Below are 24,830 nucleotides of genomic sequence, written 5' to 3' on the forward strand. Positions count from 1 at the left end.
AAAACCATAGGGAGGGTTACCATGAATATGGAACTCTCACGACGCGGCTTCCTTAAAGCCGCCGGCGTGGGTGTTGCCGGGTCCACGTTGGGAGCCTTCGGGTTTCCGGAGCTTGAGGCGGCAGAGGCCGCAGCCATCAGGCCTTTCAAGCTCACGAACACGATGGAGACGCGCAACACCTGCCCTTATTGCTCGGTGGCCTGCGGCATCATCATGTATTCGAAGGGCGATCTGCGGAAGGGCGAAACCGCCGAGATCGTTCACATCGAAGGTGATGCCGACCATCCGACGAACCGCGGCACGCTCTGCCCGAAGGGCGCGGCGCTGAAGGATTTCGTGAAGGCGGAAACCCGCCTGAAAACCCCGATGATGCGCAAACCCGGATCGGACAAGTTCGAACGGGTTTCGTGGGAGCAGGCACTCGATCGCATCGCCCGTCTGATGAAGGATGACCGCGACGCGAACTTCATCGCCACGAACCAGGCGGGCGTTCCCGTCAACCGTTGGACGACGGTCGGCTTCCTGGCGGCGTCGGCGACCACCAACGAGACCGCTTATCTGACCTACAAGGTCGTCCGCAGCACAGGAATCGTCGCATTCGACAATCAGGCGCGCGTTTGACACGGCCCTACGGTGTCCAGTTTGGGCCCAACATTCGGCCGTGGCGCGATGACCAACTCCTGGACGGATATCCGGAACACGGATCTCGTCGTCATCATGGGCGGCAATGCCGCCGAAGCGCATCCATGCGGTTTCAAATGGGTGACGGAGGCAAAAGCCAATCGCGGCGCTAAGCTCATCGTCGTCGATCCGCGCTTCACGCGCTCGGCCTCGGTGTCCGACTTCTACGCTCCGATCCGGCAGGGCACGGACATCGCGTTCCTGCTCGGCTTGATCAACTACTGCATCCTGAACGACAAAATTCAGTGGCAGTACGTGAAGGCCTTCACCAACGTGGCCTATATCGTGAAGGAGGGCTTTGCCTATAACGACGGCCTGTTCACGGGCTACGACGAAAGCAAGCGCGACTACGACCGCTCGACCTGGGAATACGAGATCGGACCCGACGGCTTTGCTGTTGTTGACGATACTCTGCAGAATCCGCGCTGCGTCTGGAACCTGCTCAAGGCCCATGTTGCGACCTATACGCCCGAGATGGTCGAGCGCATCTGCGGCACGCCGAAGGACAAGTTCCTGAAGGTTGCCGAGATGGTCTCCGAATGCTCGTCGCCGACCAAGACCATGACGTCGATGTATGCGCTCGGCTGGACGCAGCACTCCAAGGGGTCGCAGAACATCCGCGCCATGGCGATGCTGCAGCTCCTGCTCGGCAATATCGGCGTGCGCGGCGGCGGCATGAATGCTCTGCGCGGGCATTCGAACATCCAGGGCCTCACCGATATCGGCCTGATGTCGAACCTCCTTCCGGGCTACCTGAACATTCCGGTGGAACGGGAGGCGGACTTTACGACCTATATGTCGAGCCGTGCCTTCAAGCCGCTGCGGCCGAACCAGACCAGCTATTGGCAGAACTACAAGAAGTTCTTCGTCAGCTTCCAGAAGGCGATGTGGGGCGACGCGGCGACGGTGCAGAACGACTTCGCCTATCAATATCTGCCCAAGCTCGACGTGCCGGCCTATGACGTGCTGCGCACTTTCGAGATGATGCACCAGGGCAAGGTGAACGGCTATTTCTGCCAGGGCTTCAACCCGCTGCTCGCCTTCCCGAACCGGCAGAAGATCACGGAGTCGCTGTCGAAGCTGAAATGGCTCGTGACCATGGATCCGCTGGAAACGGAAACGGCGCGTTTCTGGGAGAACCACGGCGAATACAACAACGTCAACACCGCCTCGATTCAGACCGAGGTGATCCAGCTTCCCACCACCTGCTTTGCTGAGGAAGACGGCGCGCTCGTCAATTCGGGCCGCTGGCTGCAATGGCACTGGGCGGGCGGCACACCGCCGGGAGAGGCGAAGCACGACACCTGGATCATGGCGCAGATCCACCTGCGTCTGCGTGCGCTCTACGAGAAGGAGGGCGGGCCCTTCCCGGATCCGATGCTCAATCTCACCTGGAACTACAAGGACCGGAACGAGCCCTCCGCGGAGGAGCTCGCGAGGGAGCTCAACGGCTATGCGGTCGAGACGCTCTACGATCCGGCGGATGCGACCAAGGTGGTGCTCGAGAAGGGCAAGCAGGTCGTCAATTTCTCGGTTCTGCGCGACGACGGCACGACCGCGTGCGGCTGCTGGATTTTTTCCGGCTGCTTCAACGAGGCCGGCAACAACATGGCGCGCCGGGACAATTCCGATCCGGATGACACCGGCGCCTATCCGAACTGGACCTTCTCCTGGCCGCTCAACCGGCGCATCCTCTACAATCGTGCCTCGGCGGACCTGCAGGGCAACCCGTGGGATCCGTCCCGCAAGCTGATCGCGTGGGACGGCACGAAATGGGCAGGCTACGACGTTCCCGACATCGCGCCGAACGCGAAGCCGGACACGGTCGGACCCTTCATCATGAACCAGGAGGGCGTGTCGCGCCTCTTCGCCCGCGGTCTGATGCGGGACGGGCCCTTCCCGGTGCATTACGAGCCCTTCGAGGCTCCGATCGCCAACGTGATCGCGCCGAAGATTCGCGGCAATCCGGTGGCGCGCATCTTCCAGAGCGACGTGGCGCAGTTCGCCACCTCCGACGAGTTCCCCTATGCGGCGACCTCCTATCGCCTGACCGAGCATTTCCACTACTGGACGAAGCACAACCGCGTGAATGCGACGCTTCAACCGGAGTTCTTCGTGGAGATCTCGGAGCAGCTCGCGGCGGAGAAGGGCATCGCGCATGGAGGCTGGGTCAGGGTGTGGTCCAAGCGCGGCGAAGTGAAGGCCAAGGCCGTCGTGACGAAGCGCATCAAGCCGCTCATGTGCGACGGAAAGCCGGTGCATGTGGTCGGCATTCCGCTGCACTGGGGCTTTACCGGCGCTGCGCGTAAGGGCTGGGGGCCGAACTCCCTCACGCCGTTCGTGGGCGACGCCAATATCGAGACGCCCGAATACAAGGCGTTCCTGGTCAATATCGAGCCCACGACGGCACCCGTGGCGGTCTGAGGAGAGTTGGAATGGAACCCAGTCCCCATACCGCAACCAGCAACCCGCCGGTCGCCGCCACCGCCGCGAACCTGTCGGAGCGGGACCTCGTGCGCCGCTCCGCCTCGAGCGTCCCGCCCCCGGCGCGGCAGCTGGAGCCGGTCGCGAAACTCATCGATGTGTCCAAATGCATCGGCTGCAAGGCCTGCCAATCGGCCTGCATCGAGTGGAACGACACGAATCCGGCAATCGAGACCAATGTGGGAGTCTACGAGAACCCGCACGACCTGACGCCCGACATGTTCACCCTGATGCGGTTCACCGAATGGGACAATCCGCAGACCGGCAATCTCGAATGGCTGATCCGCAAGGACGGCTGCATGCATTGCGAGGATCCGGGCTGCCTGAAGGCCTGCCCGGCGCCGGGAGCCATCGTCCAGTATTCGAACGGCATCGTGGACTTCGTGCACGAGAACTGCATCGGCTGCGGCTATTGCATCAAGGGCTGCCCGTTCAACATCCCACGCATCTCGAAGGTCGATCACACGGCCTACAAATGCACCCTCTGCTCCGACCGCGTCTCTGTCGGGCAGGGACCCGCCTGCGCCAAGGCGTGCCCGACCCATGCGATCTCCTTCGGCACGAAGGAGGACATGAAGACGCTCGCAAACAGCCGGATCGAGGACCTCAAGTCACGCGGCTATGAGAATGCCGGCCTCTACGATCCGCCGGGCGTCGGTGGGACGCACGTGATGTACGTTCTGCACCACAACGACCAGCCGGAGATCTATTCGAACCTGCCCAGGGATCCGAGGATCAGCCCCGTCGTGAATGCCTGGAAGGGCATGGCGAAATATCTGGGCTTCGCGGCCATGGGTCTCGCCGCGGCAGCCGGCGTGCTTCATTCCGCTTTTGTCAGCCCCAACCGGGTGTCGAGCGAGGATGAAGAGAAAGCCGAAGATCTTGTGAAGGAGAAGACCTGATGGCGGACAGGGATATCGCGAAGGAAGATGCGATCCATCCTGGCAGGCCGGTCGTCGTCTCCCGGTATAACCTGGGTGCGCGGATCAACCATTGGATCACGGCCGCATCGCTCATTCTTCTCGCATTGTCGGGCCTTGCCTTCTTCCACCCGTCCCTGTTCTTCCTCACCGGGCTCTTCGGGGGCGGGCAGGATGCGCGCGCCATCCATCCATGGATCGGCGTCGTCCTGTTCTTCAGCTTCGCCGGTCTCTTCATCCGCTTCTGGCGCGCCAACCTGCCTGAGAAATCCGATAAGGCCTGGCTCGCGCATGCCAATGACATGATCACGGGAAACGAAGAGAAGATGCCCGAGGTCGGCCGCTACAACCCGATCCAGAAGTTCAATTTCTGGGTCATGGCGATCTTGATCATCGCTCTGATCGTCACCGGCTTCGCGATCTGGGATCAATACTTCTTCGACTGGACCACGATTCCGCAGAAACGGATTGCGGTGCTCATCCATTCCCTCGCAGCGGTCGCGCTCATCTGCATCTGGATCGTTCATGTCTATGCCGCGATCTGGGCCAGAGGGACGCTCAGCGCCATGACGCGCGGCTCGGTCACCGGAGGCTGGGCCTGGAAGCATCATCGCCGCTGGTTGAAGGAACTGGCGGAGCGCCATAGAGTGAAGAAACCGGCGGCGCCGGCCGAGTAGGCGCCTCGACACGTGACCCGTGCGGTTCGTGAGGTTGAATGACAGATCCAGGTTCCATCGCGCCCAACCCCGCCTCCATCGGCCGCATTCCGGCTCCGCCCTTCGCCAGGCTGCCGGACCCGCGACGGCTGTTCGAGGCAAGGCGGGAGCGGCTCGAATTCCTGGCGCAGACGAGCGCGCTCGCGCCCTATCTCCGTTTCATCGCAGGCATAGCGGCGGGCCAGAATGCGATTCAGGACGAACTGCCCGAGCCACAGCTTCCACCGGCAGATGAAATCGACCGCGCGCGCGAATTCGGCATGCCGCCGCTCGACCGCAACCGGATCGAGCTGGACGATATTTTAAGCGAAACCCTCAGCCGTCTGTTCGACGCGGTCCGTCCGCTTGCCAAGCCGGATGAGGCACAAGCGGCGTTGGATCGGGTCAGCGCCGCCGAGCCTGCACAGATGCGTGACTTCGTAAGAAGCGTGCTTGCCGATGAGATCCCGGCCGACGCCCTCGCGGAACATGTCTATGTCGCTGCCGGCCTGCAGGTTCATTTCGCCCGGTTGGCGGCCAAGCTCGACAAGGACAGGCTCCCCCGGATCGGCGACGGCACATGCCCCTGCTGCGGCGGCCCGCCGACCTCGTCCCTCGTGGTCGGCTGGATGGAGGCTGAGGGCACGCGCTATTGCTCCTGCTCCCTGTGCGGCACGCTCTGGAACGTCGTTCGCGTGAAATGCGTGCTGTGCAGTTCGGGGAAGGGGATCGGCTACAAGGAGATCGAAGGCGGGCCGGGCACAATCAAGGCGGAATGCTGCGACAATTGCCGGGCTTATGTCAAAATTTTCTACCAGCAAAAAGATATGGCTCTGGACCCGGTTGCGGACGACATCGCCAGTCTCGGCCTCGACCTTCTCCTGAAGGACAGCGAATATCGCCGCGGCAGCTTCAACCCCTTCCTGCTCGGGACTTGAGAATGGCGGAAGCGGCCCCGTCGCCCCTGCGCAATCTCCCTTCGGTCGACCGGTTGCTGCGCCATCCGGACATCGCGGTTCTCCTGGAGCGGCACGGCCGCCCCGAAGTCACGCGGGCCATTCGCGAGACACTTTCGGCTTTGCGCGAGGAGGCCCGGTCCGGGATCGACGAGGCGCTGATCGTCGCCTCCGTCCTGTCCCGTCTCACCGTCCGCGCGAGCACGCGGCTGAAGCCGCTGTTCAACCTCACCGGCACGGTCCTGCACACCAATCTGGGGCGCGCAATCCTCGCGGAGGAAGCCGTCGCAGCGGCAACGGCTGCCATGCGCCAGGCCATGTCGCTCGAATTCGATCTCGACAGCGGCAGGAGAGGCGAGCGCGACGATCATGTCCGTGACCTCGTCTGCGAACTCACCGGGGCCGAGGATGCGACGCTGGTCAACAACAATGCCGCCGCGGTGCTCCTCGTCCTCAACACGCTCTCACAAGGGCGGGAGGCGATCGTCTCGCGGGGAGAGCTCATCGAGATCGGCGGTGCGTTCCGCATGCCGGACATCATGGCGCGCGCAGGCGCGCGACTGCGCGAGATCGGCACGACGAACCGCACCCATGCCCGCGATTATGAGAGTGCATTGGGGTCGGAGACCGGCCTGATCCTCAAGGTTCACACCTCGAATTACCGGATCGAAGGTTTCACGGCCGAGGTCGGCGCTCGCGACCTCGCGACGATCGCGCGTCGGCACGACGTGCCGCTGGTCAACGATCTCGGCTCCGGAACGCTCATCGATCTCTCCCGCTTCGGATTGCGCAAGGAACCCACCGTCCGCGAGGCGGTGGAAGAAGGTGCGGATCTCGTGACCTTCTCCGGCGACAAGCTCCTCGGCGGGCCGCAGGCTGGCTTCATCGTCGGGCGCAAGGACCTCATTGCCGCCGTCAGCCGCAATCCCATGAAGCGCGCGCTGCGGGTGGACAAGATCCGTCTCGCGGCCTGCGAGGCGACCTTGAAGCTTTATCGCGATCCCGACCGGATCGCAGAGAAACTTCCCACCATGCGCTTTCTGGCAAGGCCCGTCAGCGAGATCAGGCAGCAGGCGGATCGTCTCGCATCCATTCTTGCCGACGCGCTCGGGCAGGATGTGGCTGTCGAGAGCGTGCCATGCCAGAGCCAGATCGGCTCAGGCGCGCTTCCGCTCGATACGATTCCCAGCTTCGGGCTGTCCTTGAAGCCGCAAGGCGGAGGACGCGCAGTCGAGGCGCTGAGCGCCGCTTTCCGGGGCCTGCCGATGCCCATGATCGGCCGCGTCGCGGAGGGCGCTCTCGTCTTCGATCTCAGATGCCTGGACGACGAAGACCTGTTCCGGCAGAACCTTGCGCCGCTCCGGTTCGGAGCCGCTTCATGATCGTCGGCACGGCCGGTCACATCGACCACGGCAAGACGGCACTCGTCAAGGCGCTGACCGGCATCGATGCAGACCGTCTCAAGGAGGAGAAGGCGCGCGGCATCACCATCGATCTGGGCTTCGCCTACTGGCCTCAAGCCAATGGCGACGTGATCGGCTTCGTGGACGTTCCCGGCCACGAGCGCTTCGTCCACACCATGGTCGCCGGCGCAAGCGGCGTCGACTTCGTCATGCTCGTGGTTGCGGCCGATGACGCCGTGAAGCCCCAGACCCTCGAACATCTGGCGATCATCGACATTCTCGGCATCGATCGGGGCGTCGTCGTGCTGAGCAAGGCCGATCTTGCCGACGACGATCGTCGTGCCGAAGCCTCCGCGCAGATCCGCGATGTTCTCGCTGGCACAGTGCTGGCCGAGTGTCCGATCATTCCCGTTTCCGTTGTCACGGGTGAAGGGATCGAGACGCTGAAGCAGCACCTGCGAATGGCAGCCGCAGCCCAGCGGGAGCGGGACGACGCCGGGCTCTTTCGCATGTCGGTCGATCGCAGCTTCACCCTTTCCGGCGCGGGCACCGTGGTGACGGGGACCGTTCTCTCCGGAACCGTATCCGTCGGCGATCAGGTTAACGTCAGTCCCTCAGGGCGCATGGCCCGCGTGCGGTCGATCCATGCCCAGAACCGCGCCGCGGAGCGCGGCGTCGCGGGTCAGCGCTGCGCGCTCAACCTGACGGGCGAGGGGATTTCCAGGGACAGCATCGCGCGAGGCGATATGGTGCTCGCTCCCGAGCTGCATGCGCCGACCGATCGGATCGATGCGAGCCTGCGCATTCTCGCGAGCGAGAGGAAGCCTGTCGGCCAGTGGTTTCCCGTCCGGCTGCATCATGCGGCGGTGGAGGTCGGAGCGCGGATCGTTCTGCTGGAGGACGGTCCCATCCAGCCTGGCGAAAGGACGATGGTCCAGCTTGTCCTCGACCGCCCCATCGCCGCTGCGGTCCAGGATGCTTTCGTCCTGCGCGATACCTCGGCCCAACGCACCATCGGCGGCGGCTTCTTCATCGACCTGCGCGCACCCGCGCGTCATCGGCGCGGGGACGAGCGTCGTGCGCAGCTTTCGGCCCTCGCAGAGGCCGATCCTGCCGATGCCATGCGCGGTCTCGCGAACGTGCACCCGTATTATTTCGACGTCTCGACTCTCGTCCGGGACAGGGCTATGTCGCTTGCGGCCGCAAGCGACATAGCCGACAGCCTCCACCTTGTACGCCTGACGGCAGGTCGAATGATCCTCGCGCTGGCAGAGCAACGCTGGCAGGCCTTCGAGGCCGGGCTTGTCGGCATTCTCAGCGCATTCCACATCGATAATCCCGATCTTCAGGGCATGGGGCTCGAGCGGCTGCGCCTTCAATGCGAGCCGCGCCTGCCCGCGCCGGCCTTCCGCGCCGCGCTGCTGGCTCTTGTCGCGATGGACCGGGTCAAGATCGACGGGTCATGGGTGCGGCTTCCAGGTCATGAAGTGCGCCTCGACGAGCACGAAGAGCATCTGTGGGATGCGGTTCGGCCGCTCCTTGGCGGCGAAGAGCGCTTTAGGCCTCCGCGCGTACGTGACATCGCGGGTCTGCTAGGCACCGAGGAGGGCGAGATCCGCTCTCTCTGCAAGCTGCTCGGCCGGATGGGGCGGCTCGACGAGGTGGCGCACGATCATTTTTTCATGCGAGACACCGTCGCGGAGATGGTCGGGATCGTACACGATCTCAGCCGGCAGGCGCCTGACAGGCAATTCACCGCTGCGCAATTTCGCGACTGCGTGCAAAACGGACGCAAGGTCGCGATCCAGATCCTCGAATTCTTCGACCGCCATGGCGTCACCTTGCGCCGCGGCGATCTTCGTCGCATCAATCCGCATCGGCTGGATCTCTTTCGCGCGATTCAGCCGTCCGGAGCATCGTGCGAAGAGGTGGGAACCGGTCCTTCGCGACCAACGATGCTCCATCAAGCAGATGGAGCAAGCATTCTGAGCCCGTCAGAATGTTTGCTCTAAAAACGATCATGGAGGAGAAGCGTCCCCGGTGGGGCGTCCGGACTTCAAATCCGGGTGGGGCCGCGAGCCGGTCTTAGGTGGGTTCGACTCCCACTCTCTTCCGCCATCATCGGCCGCTTCGGCGCAGACCCGAAGTTAGCCTCTTGTCAGCGTGGCGCGGTGCAGCCGCCGGATGACGCAGCAGGCGCTGCCGCCGCGCTCTTCATCGGATCGAGGCCGCTTGCCGTCTTGGGATGATCCGAGGGCGATTCCGGTGTGGGCCCCTTCGGCGCGGTACCGATGAAAGACCCGCCGAGACCGCCGGTCCAGCCGGTCGACCCCGCCGTCCCCGGCGATGTGCCGGAGGCGTGATTGCCCTGATCGGGTGCCGTGGCTGCCGTGGTCGCGGGCTCTTCCGGGCAAGGATTCTGTGCTGCCGTTTGCGCCCAGGAGGGCGTCGAAAGGCCGATGGCCGCGACGGCAAGGATCAGGGAAGCACGCATGCCTCGACCTCCACTAGCTTGAGTTCTCGGAGCAACGTGGCGACGCAAGGCGGGTTCCGGAAAATCCCTAAATCACCTTGATCTGCGAAGGCCCCGCCTCCGCCCGGCCGATGATCCGGGCGGATGGATAGCCGGCCTCGACGATGCGTCCCAGAATCTGCTCCGCCCGATCCGGCGCGCAGGCCAAAAGAAGCCCGCCCGATGTCTGGGGATCGGTCAGAATCTGCCTCTGCCACAGCTCGAATCCCTCGGGCAGCAGGACCGCATCCCCATAGCTGTCCCAGTTGCGGGTCGACGCTCCTGTGATATAGCCCGCTCGGGCAAGCGGCGCAGCTTCGCCGAACAGGGGAAGAGCGGCGTGATCGATGGTGACGGTCAAGCCCGACCCGCGCGCCATCTCCAAGCCATGGCCGAGAATGCCGAAGCCGGTGACGTCGGTGATGGCATGGATATCGGGATCCCGCGCAAGCTCGGTGCCGATCCTGTTCAGGAGAGTGACCGAGTTCAGCATCTCCGCATAAGCGTCCGTGGAGAGCGCGTCTTTCTTGAAGGCGGCCGAATAGATGCCGACGCCGAGAGCCTTCGTCAGGATCAGCGCATCTCCCACCTTGGCGCCGCTGTTGCGGCGGATGTCCCCGGGCTTCGCCGTCCCGATCACCGCAAGTCCATAGACCGGTTCGGGGCAGTCGATGGAATGGCCGCCGGCCACGGGAATTCCGGCCTCGGCGCAGATCGCCGCACCGCCTTTCAGGATCTCGCGAACGGTTGCGGGCGCAATCTTGCCGAGCGGCATGCCGAGGATCGCGAGCGCCATGATCGGACGCCCGCCCATCGCATAGACGTCGGAAATGGCGTTGGTTGCGGCGATGCGTCCGAAATCGAACGGATCGTCCACCATGGGCATGAAGAAATCCGTGGTCGCGATGATGCAGGTTTCGTCGTCCAGCTTCCAGACCGCCGCATCGTCCGCCGTTTCGGTGCCGACGAGGAGTTGCTGGAACGGCCCTGCAACCGGCTGCTCGGAGAGGAGTTGCTGGAGAACGGCCGGCGCCAGTTTGCAGCCGCAGCCGCCGCCATGGGACAAATGACTGAGCCGAACATTTTGCGTGTCCATCGAAGAGTCCTCCGGTCCATGTCCATGGTTCCAGACCCGCGCGGATTATGCAAACCGTTCGACGGCTCCGCTTCGCCGGGTTGGGTTCGGGGCCTTGCGTCCGGTGGGTGAATTGGCCCTAATACGGCGGCTGTCAGGCGCATTTCCATGAGGGCGTTCGAGCGGGTCAGTCGGGGAGGAATTTGTGGTGCCGGGTGATCGCAGCGAGTCCGGTGATACGATCGGCAGGTCGCGTGACGACGGGCTGCAGGGATCGCGCGACCAAAGCCATTTCCTCCCAGCTTCGCCGCTGGACGATCCGCGGAACCCCACGGCTGTGGAGGCACCGGCGACGGTGATCGCCTTCGAGGATGGCGAACCGCACCGAGGAACAAGAGCGATCCCCTCCGAAGTTCCGGTCAATCTGGTCTATGGCGGCGTTCCGTTCGCCGTGATGATGACGACGCCCTCGGATCTTGAGGACTTCGCATTTGGCTTCAGCCTGACCGAAGGCGTGATCCAGGATCCTGCCGATATCCGGGCCATGCGTATCGAGCCCGACGAGCGCGGCCTTCGCCTTGTCATCGAGCTGACGTCGAACAGGCTGCACGAACATCTGGCGCGAAAGCGCGCCCTGTCGGGACGAACGGGCTGCGGCTTGTGCGGCATCGACGACCTGAAGGCGCTGCCTCACGCTCGGCAGCCCGAAGGGAGCGCGCCGGGCATCGCGTTATCCGCCATCCGCTCCGCGCTGGCTGCCCTTGACCGTGAGCAGGCCCTGAACGAACTGACCCATGCCGTGCACGCGGCCGCCTGGGCCGATCTTAACGGAACGATCCGGTTCGTCCGCGAGGATGTCGGCCGGCACAATGCGCTCGACAAGCTGATCGGCGCGGCTTGTCGCGCAGGCACGAAGCCGGACAGCGGCTTCGTCATCGTCACCAGCCGCTGCTCCTTCGAGCTGGTGGAGAAGGTGGCCGCGTTCGGCGCGAGAACGCTCGTCGCAATCTCGGCACCGACCGCGCTTGCCCTGGAGCGGGCCCGGCTTCTCGACATCACGCTCGTCGGCATCGCCCGCCGCGATTCCGTGACCGTTTTCCACGGCCTCGAGCGGATCGGTGTCGGGAACGGCATGGACGATCAGGAAAGCCCGTAGAAGCGCTGCGCCGTCGCGCCGAAAACGGCGTCCTTCTCCTGTGCGGAGAGCGAGGCCGTGAGCTCGTTCGCCCATTGCCACCATGCGGCATAGGGGCTGCGCAGGGTGCAGACCGGCCAGTCGCTGCCGAACATGAGGCGCTGCGGCCCGAACATCTCGAGGAGAGCCTGAACGGCAGGCACAAGTGCTTCCTTCGAGACCTGACCCCGGCACTCCGTCACGAGGCCCGAGAGCTTGCAATGGACATGCGGGATCGCCGCCAGAGCCGCCATGTCCTTGTGCCAGGAATCCAGGCTCTCGCCGATATGCGGCTTGGCGCCGTGATCGATGACGATCGGCAGATCCGGATGGCGCTCAATCATGCGCAGGAGATTGGGCAGATGCCGGGGCAGGACCAGCGCGTCGAAGCGCAGGCCGAGATCGACGATCGCGCGATAGACGGGGCTAAGCTCGCGCTTCAGCATCCAATCGTCGTCGGGGATGTCCTGCAGCATGGGGCGGATGCCGCGAAGCGCCGTGTCGGTGGCGAGGCCTTCCAGCTCGTCGACGGCATCGGGCGCGAGCATGTCGATCCAGCCGACAACGCCTTTGACCCTCTTCTCGCTTTTCGCAACCGCCAGAAGATAGCGGGTTTCCGCCACGGTTGGAGCAGCCTGGACCAGGACGGCACCATCGATGCCGGCTGCATCCCAGGCGGCGCGCACGTCGTCGATGCCGAAATCGCGATAGAGGGGTTTTAGGTCCGGCGTCAGCCAGCCGTAATCCCCGCGCGACACTTGCCAGACATGCATATGGGAATCGATGCGCGGAGCGTGAGCCATCTGTCGCCTGTCCTGGCATTATGCCTGCGGGAATGTGCGGCCTGCAATTCGTGACAGAGATCGCAGGCCGTGTCGACGGGCGGAAGACGGGGCTTCTTCAGGTCCGGCGGCCGAGCACCATGTAGGCGGCGGCGGTCCAGGAGAAGGTGTCGCCGCCGAGGCCCTCGCCGGTGGTCGGATCGAAATACTCGCAGAAGCCGACCTTCTCGATCGCCTGCACGGTGCCGCTCTCGATGCGGTGGGCAAGGTCCTCGGCACCGTTCAGGCGCAGGCCGTCCGCGATGAGCCAGTTGACCACCGCCCAGACCGGGCCGCGCCAGTAGCGCTTCGGCTCGAAGGCGGGCGAGAAGGCGGGCGTCGAAGGAACGCCGACGACCATGTTTTTGAGCCAGCGCTCGATCTCCGCGGTGACGGCCGAGCGCTGCGCCTCGTCGAGCGTAATCGCCGCGAGCGGGATGAAGGCGGCCTGCGTCGGCGTGTCGATGTCCTGTCCCGAGATCAGGTCGCGATTGACGAAGCGCGACAGGTCCGGTCGCCATTGGCGGGAGAGTCCTGCAAGAAGCCTTTCATGCATGCCCTTCAGCTCGGCCTTCTCCGCGTCGCTGCCGAAGACTTTCGCGAGATGCATGAGATCGGCGGTCGAGCGCGCCAAGGTTCCGGTCATCTGCACGTCGGCGACCTTGAAGGGCGCCGCCGTCCATTGCCGCTTCGGATCCCAGCCGCACGCGCGATAGGTGTCGACGATATGGATGAAGCGCTGATAATCCTCGTCGCGCGGACGCATGGAGGCATCCACATGACCCGTATCCTTGCGGCGGATCGCTGTCGTCGTGGTCGTGGGCACGCGGGCGAGCGCTTCGTCCCAGGCCGGCGAGTTGTCGCTGCCGCTCTCCCAGGGGTGAAGGATTGCAACAACGCCGGTTCCGTCCGGATCGCGCGCCGAAAGCCACCAGCGATGTGAGCGCAGGGCGGCCTGGAACAGAGCCTTGGTGCGCTCCTTCGTGCCGTCCGTCCCGCTTGCGCGTGCAGCCTCGTGCACATGGCGCAGAGCCATGCCGAAGACCGGCGGCTGCGTGATGCCCGAGGTCGGGACGCGGTGCCGCGTGCCCCATACGTCCGGGCCGGGGAAATAGGTATCGCTCGGCGCGTGGAACACGATGTGCGGGATCATGCCGTCATCCCACTGGCCCTCGATCAGCCGCTCCAGCTCACGATAGGCGCGGTCCACATCGAAGAGGGCAAAGCCCATGGCGACGAAGGCGGAATCCCAGTTCCACTGGAACGGATAGAGCCTGTCGGTGGGAACGGTGTAGCCGCCGCGATCGTTGCGCGCGAGAATGGCGCGCGCGGCCTCTTCCTTCGGAAGCGTGGTCATCTCAAATATCCTTCAACTACTGAATTCAAGCCCGGGCGATGGCGCGTCCGGTCGAGCCGTCGATCCAGGTCACGCGGGACGGGTCGACGTTGAGGCCGACGCGTTCGCCGGCATTCACTTTTGCCGTCGGCGGCGCGACGATGCGGGCGAGTTGCCCGTCGATGGCACCCGTCAGCAGCAGGTGCGAACCCATCGGCTCGACCACGCGCACGTCGAAGGGGATGCCGGAGCCGTTGGGGCTGAGGGCCGCATCCTCGCCGCGCAAGCCGAGCTCCAGATCCTTGCCCGCCATGGGACATGGGAGCGCGGCCTCGCCGATCCGCGCCGTGCCGCCGCTGCACGCAACCTTGATGAAGTTCATCGGCGGCGAGCCGATGAAGCCGCCGACGAAGCGAGTGGCGGGCGTGGCGTAGATCTCGAGCGGCGAGCCGATCTGGTCGATCTTGCCGCCATACATCACGGCGATGCGGTCGGCGAGGCCCATGGCCTCGGTCTGGTCGTGGGTCACGTAGATCGTCGTCGTGCCGGCCTCGCGCAGAACCGCCTTCAGCTCCGTGCGCATCTCGAGCCGTAGCAGCGCATCGAGATTGGAGAGCGGTTCGTCCATGAGCAGCACGGCGGGCTCGACGGCGAGCGCGCGCGCCACCGCCACGCGCTGGCGCTGGCCGCCGGAGAGTTTCGCCGGGTAGCGGTCGAGATAGCTCTCGATATGGAGCAGGGCCGCCGCGCGCTCGACCTTGCGCTTCACATCGGCTTGAGAGGCTTTCTGCATCCTCAGGCCGAAGGCGACGTTCTCGAACACGGTCATGTGCGGGAAGACGGCGTAGTTCTGAAAGACCATCGCGAGGCCGCGCTTGCGCGGGGCAAGGTCGCTCACATCCTGCCCGCCGATGACGACGCGGCCCGAGGTCTGCGTCTCGAGGCCCGCGATGATGCGAAGCAACGTGGTCTTGCCGCAGCCCGAAGGGCCAAGCAGGGCGACGAACTCGCCGTCGTTCACGGTGAGAGACACTTCCTGCAGGGCGCGGAAGGAGCCGAATTCCTTGACCACGCGATCGATGACGATATCAGCCATGGGACGATCCGTTACTTGCTGGCAATGCCCCACACCGCGAACAAATATCTTCTGACGGCGAAGATGAAGAGCACGGAGGGGATGATGAGGATGAAGCCGCCGGCGAAGCGGTAATGGAGCGGGCTCTCGGCGAGGATGCGCAGCAGATACGCGGTGAGCGTCCGCTCGCGCACGGTGAGGATCGAGGCCGCAAAAACCTCGTTCCACGAGATCACGAAGGCGAAGATGGCGGTGGCTGCAAGGCCCGGGAGCGCAAGCGGCAGGATCACCTTGATGAAGGCCTGGAAGCGCGTGCAGCCGAAGACCCAGGCCGCCTCCTCGTATTCGCGCGGGATGCCCATGAACAGGCTCTGCGTGACGAGCGCCGCGAAGGGAAGCGCCAGCACCGTATGAATGAGCGAGACGCCGAAGGGCGTGTCGTAGAGACCCAGACGGATGAACGAAACCGTGAGCGGCAGCGCCAGGATGGCGAGCGGGAAGGCGCGGGTGAGCAGGACGAGCAGGCGATAGGCATTCTGCCCGCGGAAGGTGTAGCGCGCCAGGGCATAGCCGGCGGGCGCGCCGAGCGCGATGGAGAACACCACCGTCAGCCCCGCCGCGATGAGCGAGTTGAGCAGCGCATTGAACACGCCTTCGATGGCGAGGAACTGGCTCATCGCCGCGAAGGACAGGTCCGACGGCCAGATCGATTTCGGCCAGCGGAACACGCCGAGCCGGCCGCCGAAGGCGCCGAGCGCGACGAGATAAATCGGCACCAGCACCCAGGCGATCAGCACCGCAAGGCCGGTCCAGAGCAGCAGGCGGCGTGCGGAGGGAAGCGCCATGGCGCGGTTCTTCGCAGGCGAGGTGAGGTCGGCAGCCGTGGTCGTCATGGGAGCTGCTCCGGACGCGTTCTCAGCACGCGCAGGTAAACGGCGGTGGCGGCGAGCGAGATCGCCATGATGAGCACCGCGTAAGCCGCGGCGACGCCGTAATTCTGGTTGTCGTTCTGCCAGACATAAGCCTCGCCGGCGAGAACGGGGAAGTTGCGCCCGCCGAGCGCATAGACCACGGCGAAGACTTCGAAGGCGAGCACCGTGCGCAGGATCAGCGCCGATTGCAGGCTGGGCTTGAGGAGCGGCAGGGTGATCCGGGTGAAGCGCGTCCAGGGCCTGGCGCCGAAGATCTCGGCGGCCTCGGCGAATTCCTTCGGGATCAGCTGCAGGCCGGCGATCAGGATCACCAGCACGATGGCCGTGGCGCGCCAGAGCTCGGCGAGCACGATGGCGAAGAACAGGGCGACCGGCGTCTCCTGCGAGAGCCAGCCGACAGGCCCTTGGATGAGGCCTAGCGCATAGAGCGCGGAGTTGAGATAGCCGGTGTTCTGCAACAGCGCGAGCCAGGCGAGGCCTGCCGCGAGATCCGAGATGCCGAGCGGGATGGTGAGCACCCAGAGGACGAGATCGCGGCCCTTGTCGAGCTTCGTCACCATGGTGGCCATGGCGAGTGCCAGCACCACCTGGAGCGGCACGACCACGAGGGTGAGCAGGAACGTGTTCTTGACGGCGAGCGCGAAGTTCAGGTCGCCGGCCATGCGCCGGTAATTCTCCAGCGACAGGCCATCGCCCGCCGAGACCGACAGCCACACCGTCTGCACCAGCGGCACGAGAAACAAAGCCGCGAGAAAGATGACGGACGGCGCGATCAGCGCGTAGGGAATCCAGGATGTGCGCGCAGGCATGGAAAGCCGCTCCACTCGCGATGGATGGCCCGGCGAAACGTTTTTCGCCGGGCTTTTGCTGTCTTACTGAACGGCGCAGGCGCCCTGGCTCGGCTTGTCGGGCGCCCAGCACGGCGCGCCGGTTTCCTTCATGAGCGCATCGAGCACTTTTGCTTGAGCCTCGAGCACGTCCTTCACCGGCTCGTTGCGCAAAACGATGCGCTGGAACGAGTCCATGTAGACCTTGTTGAACTCGCCGCCCTTGGCGCCGAGGCCGACGGGCAGGAGCGAGACGAGCGCATCCTTCGCGTTCTGCGTCGCGGCGACGGCGCCGGCGAGTGCCTTGATGCCGGGCGCGAGATCCGGCGGCAGCTCGGCCTTCACGACCGGGAAGAAGCCGACTTCGGCGGCGGTCGCGAGCTGCGTCGCCGGCTTCGTCATGTGCTCGATCACCGCCACGGCACCGGCGCGGTTCGGCGCGTCCTTCGGAATCGCGAGGCCGGCGATCACCGGCATGTAGCCGCGCCCCTTCGGACCCGCTGGCGCCGGGAAGGCGACGAACTGGTCGGGCTGCAGGGTGAGCGCTTCCTTCACGCGGGCGATGTGATCCCACGCGACCCATACTTCGCCGGCAAGCAGCGGCTCCTGCATGAAGTTGTAGTTGGTGGAATTGGGATTCGACACCGCCCAGATCTCTTTCAGCGCGTTCCAGCCGACTTCCGCGTCGGGCGACTTGAAGGTCGTCACCACGCCGCCGGTGAAGGACGGGTAGAAATAGCCCTGGAAGAAGCGCGGCAGCAGGCCCGTGGGGCCGGCCGGGAAGCCGAGGCGGCGCTGGCCGGTCTTGTCGACGATGTTCTTGCCCCATTGCTGCAGCTGGGCATAGGTGAGGCTGTTGATGTCGGCGCCGGCGGGCAGGTATTGCAGCGCCTGCTTGTTGGCGACCATCACGTAGGTCGCCTGCATCCACGGGATGTATTGCTGCTGTCCCGTGCCGAGCTTGCCGAGCTCCATCAGGCCTGCGGGAATGCCGCGATCGGTCAACTTCGCGGCGACATCGTCGACGGGCTGGAGATCGGCCGGCACATGCGGCTGCAACTCGCCGTGCAGCGCGCCGACGACGCTCGCCGTGCGTTTTCCCGCCTGCGTTTCGGCCTTCATGCGCACCGCGAAGGCGGGCGGCTCGTCGACCACATAGGTGACCTTGCCGGGAATCCCTTTCAGCAGGACTTCACGGACTTTGGTCGCCTCCTCGATGGGGCGAAGCTGCGTCGAGTAGAAAATGGTTTCCTGCGCCTGCGCGACGGTCATCCCTCCCAAAAGGGCAGTCGCGGCGACAATGGCGCGAAGCGATACCGGATGCGTCATGTCCTTCCTCCATCGGTCCCTTTTTGGTGCCGCTCGATCCGGGGCCGGAAGATCGAGGGCATCATTCTCAGCTGGCCGGTCCGTGGGTTAACCGCGGAACCTGCCGAACCGGCAGAATTGTTTGCAGCTCGCCGGCCTCGCGGCCGCCAAGCCGTGCGATCAGCATCTCCGCCAATTGCCGGCCGACATCGGGGGCTGCGATCTCCATGCTCGAGAGCGGCGGATCGGTGAAGGCGGCGGAGGGCAGATTGTCGTGCCCGATCACGGCGATCTCGCGTCCGGCGACGAGGCCTCGCTCCTTCAGAGCGCTCAGCGCGCCGATGGCCATGCTGTCGGTGGCGCACAGAAGCGCGGTGGGCGGCGTGCTTTGCTGCAGCAGCCATTGCGCCGCCTCGTAGCCGCCTGATTCCGTCGGCTGCGCGGTATATTCGAGCCGCTCACCGGCGTCGGCTTCATCGAGCGCCTTCTGCCAGCCCTTACGGCGCAGATGGGCGAAGGTGAAATCCTGCGGCGCGGCGATGTGAGCGATGCGTCGATGGCCGAGCGATCCGAGCTGCCGCGCGGCATCGCGGAAGCCGGCCTCGCCGTCGCCGTCGATGAAGGCGTGCTCGTCGGATCGCGCAGTGCGGCCATGGGTGACGAAGGGGATGCCGCGCTCCTTCAGGAAGGCGACACGCTCGTCCTCTAGCCTTGTCCGCACCACGATCACCGCATCGGCGCGCCGTCCGTCGAGAAGCCGCCGGTAGGTGTCCATCTCGCCGGCGCGGCCGGCGGTCGGCAGCAGCATCAGGTCGAGGCCCTCCTCGGCGAGCCTCTGGCCGCAGGCGGCGAGCATGTTGAGGAAGATCGGCGGGCCGAACCGGCCCGGCTCCGTCGGCAGGGTCACCGCCACCGCCTCGGCCTTGCGCCGCCGCAGGCTGCGGGCGGCCGGGTTCGGCCGGTAATTCATGGCCTGGGCCGCCGCCTCGACGCGCTTGCGGGTCGCCGGCGCCACGTCCGAATAGCCGTCGAGCGCCCGCGACACCGTCGTGATCGACAGGCCGAGCGATTGCGCGAGCAGCTTCAGGTTCGACACAGGGCGGGCACCTTCCTTGTGTGCCAGCATCATTCTCCAAAACGTTTTGGGAAGTCAATATTCCCAGACTAGATCGTTGGTATAGAGTTGAAGGTCGTGGGATGCCTCCGGCGCAAGTGTCTTGAGCGGGAGGACGCTGCATGCGTGTCCATCATCCCCGGGCTTGTCCCGGGGACCCACGTCTTCGAGACCGGCATCCTCGCCCTCCCATGTCGTCACCTCCCCGGACTTGTTCCGGGGATCAGTGCCGGTGACCTCGACGCGGTGAGGCGCCGCGCCTCCCAAGACGTGGGTGGCCGGACCAAGTCCGGCCATGACGGCTGCGGGTGTTCGATCTGTTTTTGTCAAAGAGCCAGCACCTTTTGGCCCGCAGCGGGTGCTGCGAGCCGTCAAGGTCGAGGGAGGCGCGAATGGCAGCCCGGCTCGCTTTTGTGTGTGAAATGCTCAGAGCCGGCTTGCTCGTCGCACACGGTTTGTTTCAGCGGACCCGGATCAAGCCCGGGCCGGCCACCCGCGATCACCGGCTTGCGAGGCCTGCGGCGGGACCGCTCTCCGCCCCGTTCTTGCGACGCCTCGCGAGCGCGCCCCTCGCCGGGCGGGGATGGCGAATGATATAGCCGAGCTTGACCATTCCGCCAAGAACAAAGAGAGAACGTAACGTTGCTTGCGCTCACCCCGTCTCAACACCCTTCCGCGTCATGGCCGGGCTTGTCCCGGCCACCCACGTCTTGGACCCACAACGCTGCACAAGACGTGGATACCCGCGACAAGCGCGGGCATGACGGGAGAGGGGGCCGTGCGCGACCCTGACGCCCCCTCTCCCGGCTCACCGGCGTTCGCCACCCTCCCCCGCAGAGGGGGGGAGGGTTCGCGCGGTGCGTCATGGCCATCCCGATCGAACAAGCGCCTCACCTCACCGAATCGGGATCACCGGCACAAGGCCGGTGATGACGTGGGCGGGGCGTTCGATGGCCTCACGCCTTCCGCTGCCAGCGCCCGCGCTCGTCCTGCTGCCAATAGGTCGCGTCGTGCCCCCCCTCTTTCACCGCCCGCCACTGGTCGCGGGCGAAGGCGAGGGCCTGGACGTCGTTGCCGTCGAAGAGGATCGCCAGCCTCTCGTAGGATGCGATGTCCGCGGGCAGTTCGGCGCCCTCGACGAGGAAGCGGATGGAGGCGCCGTTGGGGTTTTCGCCCGACATGGCGATGAGGATCGGCTGGTCGGCCGCGTGAGCCTCGCGGTCGGTTCCATGCGGTACGAAGCTCTCGTCGGTGAAGGTCCACAGATGATCGTCGAGCGCCGACATGCGCTCCTCCGTGGTCACCTGCACCACCGCCCGCCAGCCCCGCTCCAGCGTCTTCTGCAGGAGCGTGGGCAGTACGGCCTCGAGCGGCTGATGCTGGAGATGATAGAAAAGGATTTCGGCCATTATTTCATCGTCATCCCGGACGGAGCGTAGCGCAGATCCGGGATCGCCAACAGGATCAGGCGCCATTCTCGTATAGCGATCCCGGGTTCCACTGACGCGGCCCCGGGATGACGCACTTTACGGTTCACGCCTCGTAGTGATCGCGCACGAGCCGGTCGAGGAGACGCACGCCCCAGCCCGAGCTCCAGCCCTTGTTGATCTCGGTCGCGGGCGAGCCCATGGCCGTGCCGGCGATGTCGAGATGGGCCCAGGGCACGTCGTTGACGAAGCGCTGGAGGAGCGCCGCCGCGGTGCTCGATCCGCCGAAGCGGCCGGCCGAGTTCTTCATGTCGGCGAACTTCGACTCGATCATCTTGTCGAATTCGGGCCCGAGCGGCATGCGCCACACGCGCTCGCCGGTCGCCTTGCCCGCAGCGGTGAGGCGCTCCGACAGTTCGTCGTTGTTCGAGAACAGGCCTGCATATTCCTGGGCGAGCGCCACGAGAATCGCACCGGTCAGGGTCGCGAGATCGATCATGAACTTGGGCTTGAACCGATCCTGCACGTACCAGAGCACGTCGGCGAGCACGAGGCGCCCCTCGGCATCGGTGTTGATGATCTCGATGGTCTGCCCGGACATGGTCGTCACGATGTCGCCCGGGCGCTGGGCGTTGCCGTCCGGCATGTTCTCGACGAGGCCGATGGCGCCGACGACGTTGGCCTTGGCCTTCCGGCTCGCCAGCGCATGCATGAGGCCGACGACGCAGGCCGCGCCCGCCATGTCGCCCTTCATGTCTTCCATGCCGGCGCCCGGCTTGATCGAGATGCCGCCCGAATCGAACACCACACCCTTGCCGATGAAGGCGATGGGCTGCTCGCCCGCCTTGCCGCCGTTCCAACGCATGATGGCGACCCGGCCGCCGCGCACAGAGCCCTGCGCCACGCCAAGAAGGGCCTGCATGCCCAGTTTCTTCATGGCCCTGTCGTCGAGGATCTCGACCTCGACGCCGAGCTTGGTGAGCGCCTGGGCGCGGGCGGCAAATTCCTGCGGCCCAAGCACGTTCGGCGGCTCGTTGACGAGATCGCGGGCGATGATCACGCCCTGCTGGACGCCCTCCCGCGCCTTGTAGACCTTCTTGACCGCGGCGGGATCGGCCACGCTGAAGACGAGGCGGCCGCCGGTCTTGGCGGTATCATCGTCCTTCTTCTTGGTCTTGTAGCGGTCGAAGCTGTAGCGGCGCAGCTGCGCGCCGAGCGCCATGTCGGCCACGGCGTCCGGCGTCACATTGGTGCCGGGCAGATCCAGGACGGCGGTCGCGAGCTTGCCGTTCAGCTTGCCCGCGATCAGGCCGCCGAGCTGGACGAAATCCAGGGCCGCCCGTTCCTTTTCGCCGCCGATTCCGACCACGATCAGCCGATCCACCGGCAGACCCGCCGGAACGACGATGGACATGGCCGACTTCGCCTTGCCCTTGAAATTCTCGGCCGCGGCAGCCTTCGCGATGAGATCGACCGCCTTCGCGCCGAGCTGTTTGGCGACGGTGGATGTCGGCTTGAGATCCTCCCCGACGAACACGATGAGATCGCCGGATTGGACCTTGCCGGGGCCCTGGAAGTCGATCTTGAAGCTATCGGCCATGAAATCCTCTTTGTTTCGATGCAGATTGCCGGTCTTCGGGCCGGCTGCGATGCGGACATGCCGTGCGGATGCCTGGGACATATATCATATTGCGAGCTTGGGCACGGGGAAGCTGCCGTCAAATCGGCGCAATCTCGGGCTGTTGAAAACGGCGATCTTGCCTGAGATCATGTGACACGATACCCAGGGCGTCACCGCCCGGGGGCGAAGGGCTTCATGACACTTCTCGAACGATACATCCTGAAAATCACCTTCAGTGCCTTCGCCGCGTGCCTGGTCGCCCTCACGGGGGTGATCTGGATCACGCAGGCCCTTCGCGAGCTCGATCTCCTGACCGGCAAGGGGCAGACCCTCTTCATCTTCCTCACCGTCACCGGCCTGTCCCTGCCGGCGCTGATCAGCGTGATCGCGCCCGTCGCCCTGTTCCTGGCGACCCTCTACACGCTGAACAGGCTGAACGGGGATTCGGAACTGATCGTCATGAGCGCCGGCGGGATGCCGCCGCAACGCCTGCTGCGGCCCTTCCTGGTCCTGGCGACCTTCGTCTGCCTCATCGTGGGGGTCATCTCGATTTATCTGATGCCGGCGAGCTTCCAGGAGCTGCGGCAGCTGTTCACGAAGATCAGGGCGGATTTCGTGGGGACCATGGCCAAGGAGGGCCAGTTCATTACGCTCGAGAACGGCTTCACCTTCCATTACCGGGAAAAATCCGGGGACGCGCTGCTCGGGATCTTCATGGAGGATCTCCGGGAGAAGGACAAAGCCATCGTCTATCTCGCCGAGCGGGGCCAGACGGTCGAGCAGAACGGAAACGCCTATCTCGTGCTGCAGAAGGGCAGCGTCCAGCGCAAGGAAGCGAACAGCCGAGATTCGTCCATCGTCGCCTTCGAGCGCTATGCGGTCGACCTGTCGGCCTTCAACAAGGAAGGCGGCGATGTGGTCTACAAGCCGCGCGAGCGCAGCACGACCCAGCTCCTGTTCCCGGACAAGGGTGAACTCATGTACCAGGAGCAGCGCGGGCGCTTCCGGGCCGAGTTGCACGACCGCCTGTCCTCCTGGCTCTATCCGCTGGCCATGATGATGATCGCGTTCGTCGGGCTCGGCGAGGCCCGCACCACGCGCCAGGGACGAGGCATCGCCATCGCCGGCGCCGTCGTGGCGATCGTGCTCATGAGAATCCTCGGCTTTGCCGCGTCGAGCGCCGTCGCGCGCACGCCGTTCGCAGTGGCGGCGATCTACGGCGTGCCCCTGGTCGCCATTTTCATCAGCCTGCTGCTGATCCTGAAAGGGCCCGCCATGCGCTCGGCCCAGGCCAGGATCCATGCGGCTTTCCGCAGCCTGATCCCATCGCGCTCGCCCGCACCCCAGAAGGCCTGACCATGCTGATCGGCCGCACCCTCGGTGCCTATTTCTCACGACAGTTTCTTAAGACTATTTTCCTGGTTTTCGCGACTGTCTTCACCCTCGTCTACACCCTCGACTTCGTGGAGCTCATGCGCCGGGCGGGCGACGCCCCCGGAGCGACGACCGGAGCGATCGCGCAGCTCGCCCTCTTCCGAACGCCGGCCATTGCCGAGCAGGTGATGCCCTTCGCCATCCTGTTCGGCAGCATGGCTGCCCTCCTCCAGCTCAGCCGAAAGCTCGAGCTGGTGGTGGCACGGGCGGCCGGAATCTCCGCCTGGCAGTTCCTGCAGCCCGGGCTCCTGATCGCCCTCCTGATCGGGATCCTCTCGGTCACGGTCTACAACCCGGTCTCGGCGAATCTGAAGCAGCGCGCATCGTCCCTGGAATCGGAGATCTTCTCGCGCAACGTCCAGACCCGGGAAAAGCCGATCTGGATCCGGCAGAGAAGCCAGGACGGGCAGGCCATCTTCCGCGCCAACGGCTCGGCGGTCGACTCGGCCACCCTTTTCGGGGTGACGGTCTATGCCTTCGACGATGCGGGAGCCTTCACGCACCGCGTCGAGGCCAAGGAAGCGACCCTGCATGACGGCTTCTGGGAGCTGAAGGAAGCAAGGATCCTCTCGGCCACCGAGGAGCCTCAAACTCACGACCGTTACCTGATCGCCTCCACGCTCCAGCCGTCGCAGGTTCGACAGAGCTTCGTCGACCCCGATGCGGTCCCCTTCTGGGACCTCAAGGAGACCATCGATCGGATGCAGAAGGCGGACCTCAATACCACCACCTATGCCCTTCATTATGATCTGCTTTTAGCCCGCCCGCTGCTGTTCATCGCCATGGTTTTCGTGGCCGCATCCGTATCGTTAAGATTCTTTAGATTTGGTGGTGTAGCGATGATGGTTCTGGGTGGCGTCGCAGCCGGGTTCGTGCTTTATGTCGCCACTGAGCTTATGGCGGAGCTTGGGGCCGCTGGAATCATCAGTTCGCTTGTTGCAGCCTGGTTCCCTGCTGTAGTAGGCAGTCTGCTGGGCACCTTGGCTTTGTTGTACCAAGAGGACGGCTGACCGTCCTCGACGAGAATGTGTTTTG

21 protein-coding genes and 1 tRNA gene are annotated in these 24,830 nt (G+C 64.9%); 10 read left to right on the forward strand and 12 right to left on the reverse strand.

Annotated features, from left to right (window positions below):
• The first annotated feature begins 21 nt into the window (after positions 1 to 21).
• The 7 genes from fdnG (at position 22) to JKL46_RS00665 (ending at position 9,257) form a co-directional block, all read left to right on the forward strand.
• A complete protein-coding gene (fdnG, locus tag JKL46_RS00635; RefSeq protein ID WP_201829235.1) occupies positions 22 to 3,105 on the forward strand; it encodes a formate dehydrogenase-N subunit alpha in 3,084 nt (1,027 codons plus the stop codon).
• Positions 3,106 to 3,116: 11 nt separating this feature from the next.
• A complete protein-coding gene (gene fdxH, locus JKL46_RS00640; RefSeq protein ID WP_246529076.1) occupies positions 3,117 to 4,067 on the forward strand; it encodes a formate dehydrogenase subunit beta in 951 nt (316 codons plus the stop codon).
• Positions 4,067 to 4,762 carry a formate dehydrogenase subunit gamma gene (locus JKL46_RS00645; protein ID WP_201829237.1) on the forward strand — a complete coding sequence of 232 codons (696 nt, stop codon included), beginning with the start codon at positions 4,067 to 4,069 and terminating at the stop codon, positions 4,760 to 4,762. Before fdxH ends, JKL46_RS00645 begins: the two co-directional genes overlap by 1 nt.
• A 38-nt stretch (positions 4,763 to 4,800) precedes the next feature.
• Positions 4,801 to 5,718 carry a formate dehydrogenase accessory protein FdhE gene (gene fdhE / locus JKL46_RS00650; protein ID WP_201829239.1) on the forward strand — a complete coding sequence of 306 codons (918 nt, stop codon included), beginning with the start codon at positions 4,801 to 4,803 and terminating at the stop codon, positions 5,716 to 5,718.
• A gap of 2 nt (positions 5,719 to 5,720) precedes the next feature.
• On the forward strand, positions 5,721 to 7,118 hold the full coding sequence (gene selA, locus JKL46_RS00655; protein WP_201829241.1) for an L-seryl-tRNA(Sec) selenium transferase: 1,398 nt from the start codon (positions 5,721 to 5,723) through the stop codon (positions 7,116 to 7,118).
• Positions 7,115 to 9,151, forward strand: coding sequence for a selenocysteine-specific translation elongation factor (selB, locus tag JKL46_RS00660; protein ID WP_201829243.1), 2,037 nt, complete (start codon positions 7,115 to 7,117; stop codon positions 9,149 to 9,151). Before selA ends, selB begins: the two co-directional genes overlap by 4 nt.
• 10 nt (positions 9,152 to 9,161) lie before the next feature.
• Positions 9,162 to 9,257 (forward strand) — tRNA-Sec (locus tag JKL46_RS00665).
• Between the two features lie 40 nt (positions 9,258 to 9,297).
• Here the strand turns inward: JKL46_RS00665 and JKL46_RS00670 are convergent.
• Together JKL46_RS00670 and selD are read right to left on the reverse strand one after the other, a co-directional pair.
• Positions 9,298 to 9,633 carry a hypothetical protein gene (locus JKL46_RS00670; protein WP_201829245.1) on the reverse strand — a complete coding sequence of 112 codons (336 nt, stop codon included), beginning with the start codon at positions 9,631 to 9,633 and terminating at the stop codon, positions 9,298 to 9,300.
• Positions 9,634 to 9,700: 67 nt separating this feature from the next.
• Positions 9,701 to 10,747 carry a selenide, water dikinase SelD gene (gene selD, locus JKL46_RS00675; protein WP_201829247.1) on the reverse strand — a complete coding sequence of 349 codons (1,047 nt, stop codon included), beginning with the start codon at positions 10,745 to 10,747 and terminating at the stop codon, positions 9,701 to 9,703.
• Between the two features lie 289 nt (positions 10,748 to 11,036).
• On the opposite strand from selD, the gene fdhD reads away from it, so the two are divergent.
• A complete protein-coding gene (fdhD, locus tag JKL46_RS00680) occupies positions 11,037 to 11,882 on the forward strand; it encodes a formate dehydrogenase accessory sulfurtransferase FdhD (RefSeq protein ID WP_246529087.1) in 846 nt (281 codons plus the stop codon).
• Here the strand turns inward: fdhD and JKL46_RS00685 are convergent.
• The 10 genes from JKL46_RS00685 to JKL46_RS00730 form a co-directional block, all read right to left on the reverse strand.
• Positions 11,867 to 12,703 (reverse strand): amidohydrolase family protein, encoded by an 837-nt coding sequence (locus JKL46_RS00685; protein ID WP_201829249.1) that lies wholly within the window; start codon positions 12,701 to 12,703, stop codon positions 11,867 to 11,869. The genes fdhD and JKL46_RS00685 overlap by 16 nt on opposite strands.
• Positions 12,704 to 12,800: 97 nt before the next feature.
• The gene (locus tag JKL46_RS00690; protein ID WP_201829252.1) at positions 12,801 to 14,078 is read right to left on the reverse strand and encodes an MGH1-like glycoside hydrolase domain-containing protein; all 1,278 of its coding nucleotides are present in this window, start codon (positions 14,076 to 14,078) and stop codon (positions 12,801 to 12,803) included.
• A gap of 25 nt (positions 14,079 to 14,103) precedes the next feature.
• Entirely contained in the window at positions 14,104 to 15,153 is a 1,050-nt protein-coding gene (locus tag JKL46_RS00695) for an ABC transporter ATP-binding protein (RefSeq protein WP_201829254.1), read from the reverse strand.
• An 11-nt stretch (positions 15,154 to 15,164) separates the two neighbouring features.
• Positions 15,165 to 15,977 carry a carbohydrate ABC transporter permease gene (locus JKL46_RS00700; RefSeq protein WP_201829741.1) on the reverse strand — a complete coding sequence of 271 codons (813 nt, stop codon included), beginning with the start codon at positions 15,975 to 15,977 and terminating at the stop codon, positions 15,165 to 15,167.
• A gap of 44 nt (positions 15,978 to 16,021) precedes the next feature.
• The gene (locus JKL46_RS00705; protein WP_201829255.1) at positions 16,022 to 16,873 is read right to left on the reverse strand and encodes a carbohydrate ABC transporter permease; all 852 of its coding nucleotides are present in this window, start codon (positions 16,871 to 16,873) and stop codon (positions 16,022 to 16,024) included.
• 63 nt (positions 16,874 to 16,936) lie between these two features.
• Positions 16,937 to 18,220, reverse strand: coding sequence for an extracellular solute-binding protein (locus JKL46_RS00710; protein ID WP_201829257.1), 1,284 nt, complete (start codon positions 18,218 to 18,220; stop codon positions 16,937 to 16,939).
• A 67-nt stretch (positions 18,221 to 18,287) separates the two neighbouring features.
• A complete protein-coding gene (locus JKL46_RS00715) occupies positions 18,288 to 19,295 on the reverse strand; it encodes a substrate-binding domain-containing protein (protein WP_201829742.1) in 1,008 nt (335 codons plus the stop codon).
• A 54-nt stretch (positions 19,296 to 19,349) separates the two neighbouring features.
• Complete coding sequence (locus JKL46_RS00720; RefSeq protein WP_201829259.1) at positions 19,350 to 19,610, reverse strand: hypothetical protein; 261 nt, start codon at positions 19,608 to 19,610, stop codon at positions 19,350 to 19,352.
• Positions 19,611 to 20,269: 659 nt separating this feature from the next.
• On the reverse strand, positions 20,270 to 20,722 hold the full coding sequence (locus JKL46_RS00725) for a DNA polymerase III subunit chi (protein ID WP_201829261.1): 453 nt from the start codon (positions 20,720 to 20,722) through the stop codon (positions 20,270 to 20,272).
• Positions 20,723 to 20,846: 124 nt separating this feature from the next.
• Positions 20,847 to 22,340: a leucyl aminopeptidase gene (locus JKL46_RS00730; RefSeq protein ID WP_201829264.1), complete on the reverse strand. Its 1,494-nt coding sequence runs from the start codon at positions 22,338 to 22,340 to the stop codon at positions 20,847 to 20,849.
• Positions 22,341 to 22,556: 216 nt separating this feature from the next.
• On the opposite strand from JKL46_RS00730, the gene lptF reads away from it, so the two are divergent.
• Positions 22,557 to 23,717 (forward strand): LPS export ABC transporter permease LptF, encoded by a 1,161-nt coding sequence (gene lptF, locus JKL46_RS00735; RefSeq protein ID WP_201829265.1) that lies wholly within the window; start codon positions 22,557 to 22,559, stop codon positions 23,715 to 23,717.
• Between the two features lie 2 nt (positions 23,718 to 23,719).
• A complete protein-coding gene (gene lptG / locus JKL46_RS00740) occupies positions 23,720 to 24,805 on the forward strand; it encodes an LPS export ABC transporter permease LptG (RefSeq protein ID WP_201829267.1) in 1,086 nt (361 codons plus the stop codon).
• Positions 24,806 to 24,830 lie beyond the last annotated feature (25 nt).

The organism is Microvirga zambiensis WSM3693, from assembly GCF_016735695.1.
Lineage (GTDB): Bacteria > Pseudomonadota > Alphaproteobacteria > Rhizobiales > Beijerinckiaceae > Microvirga > Microvirga zambiensis.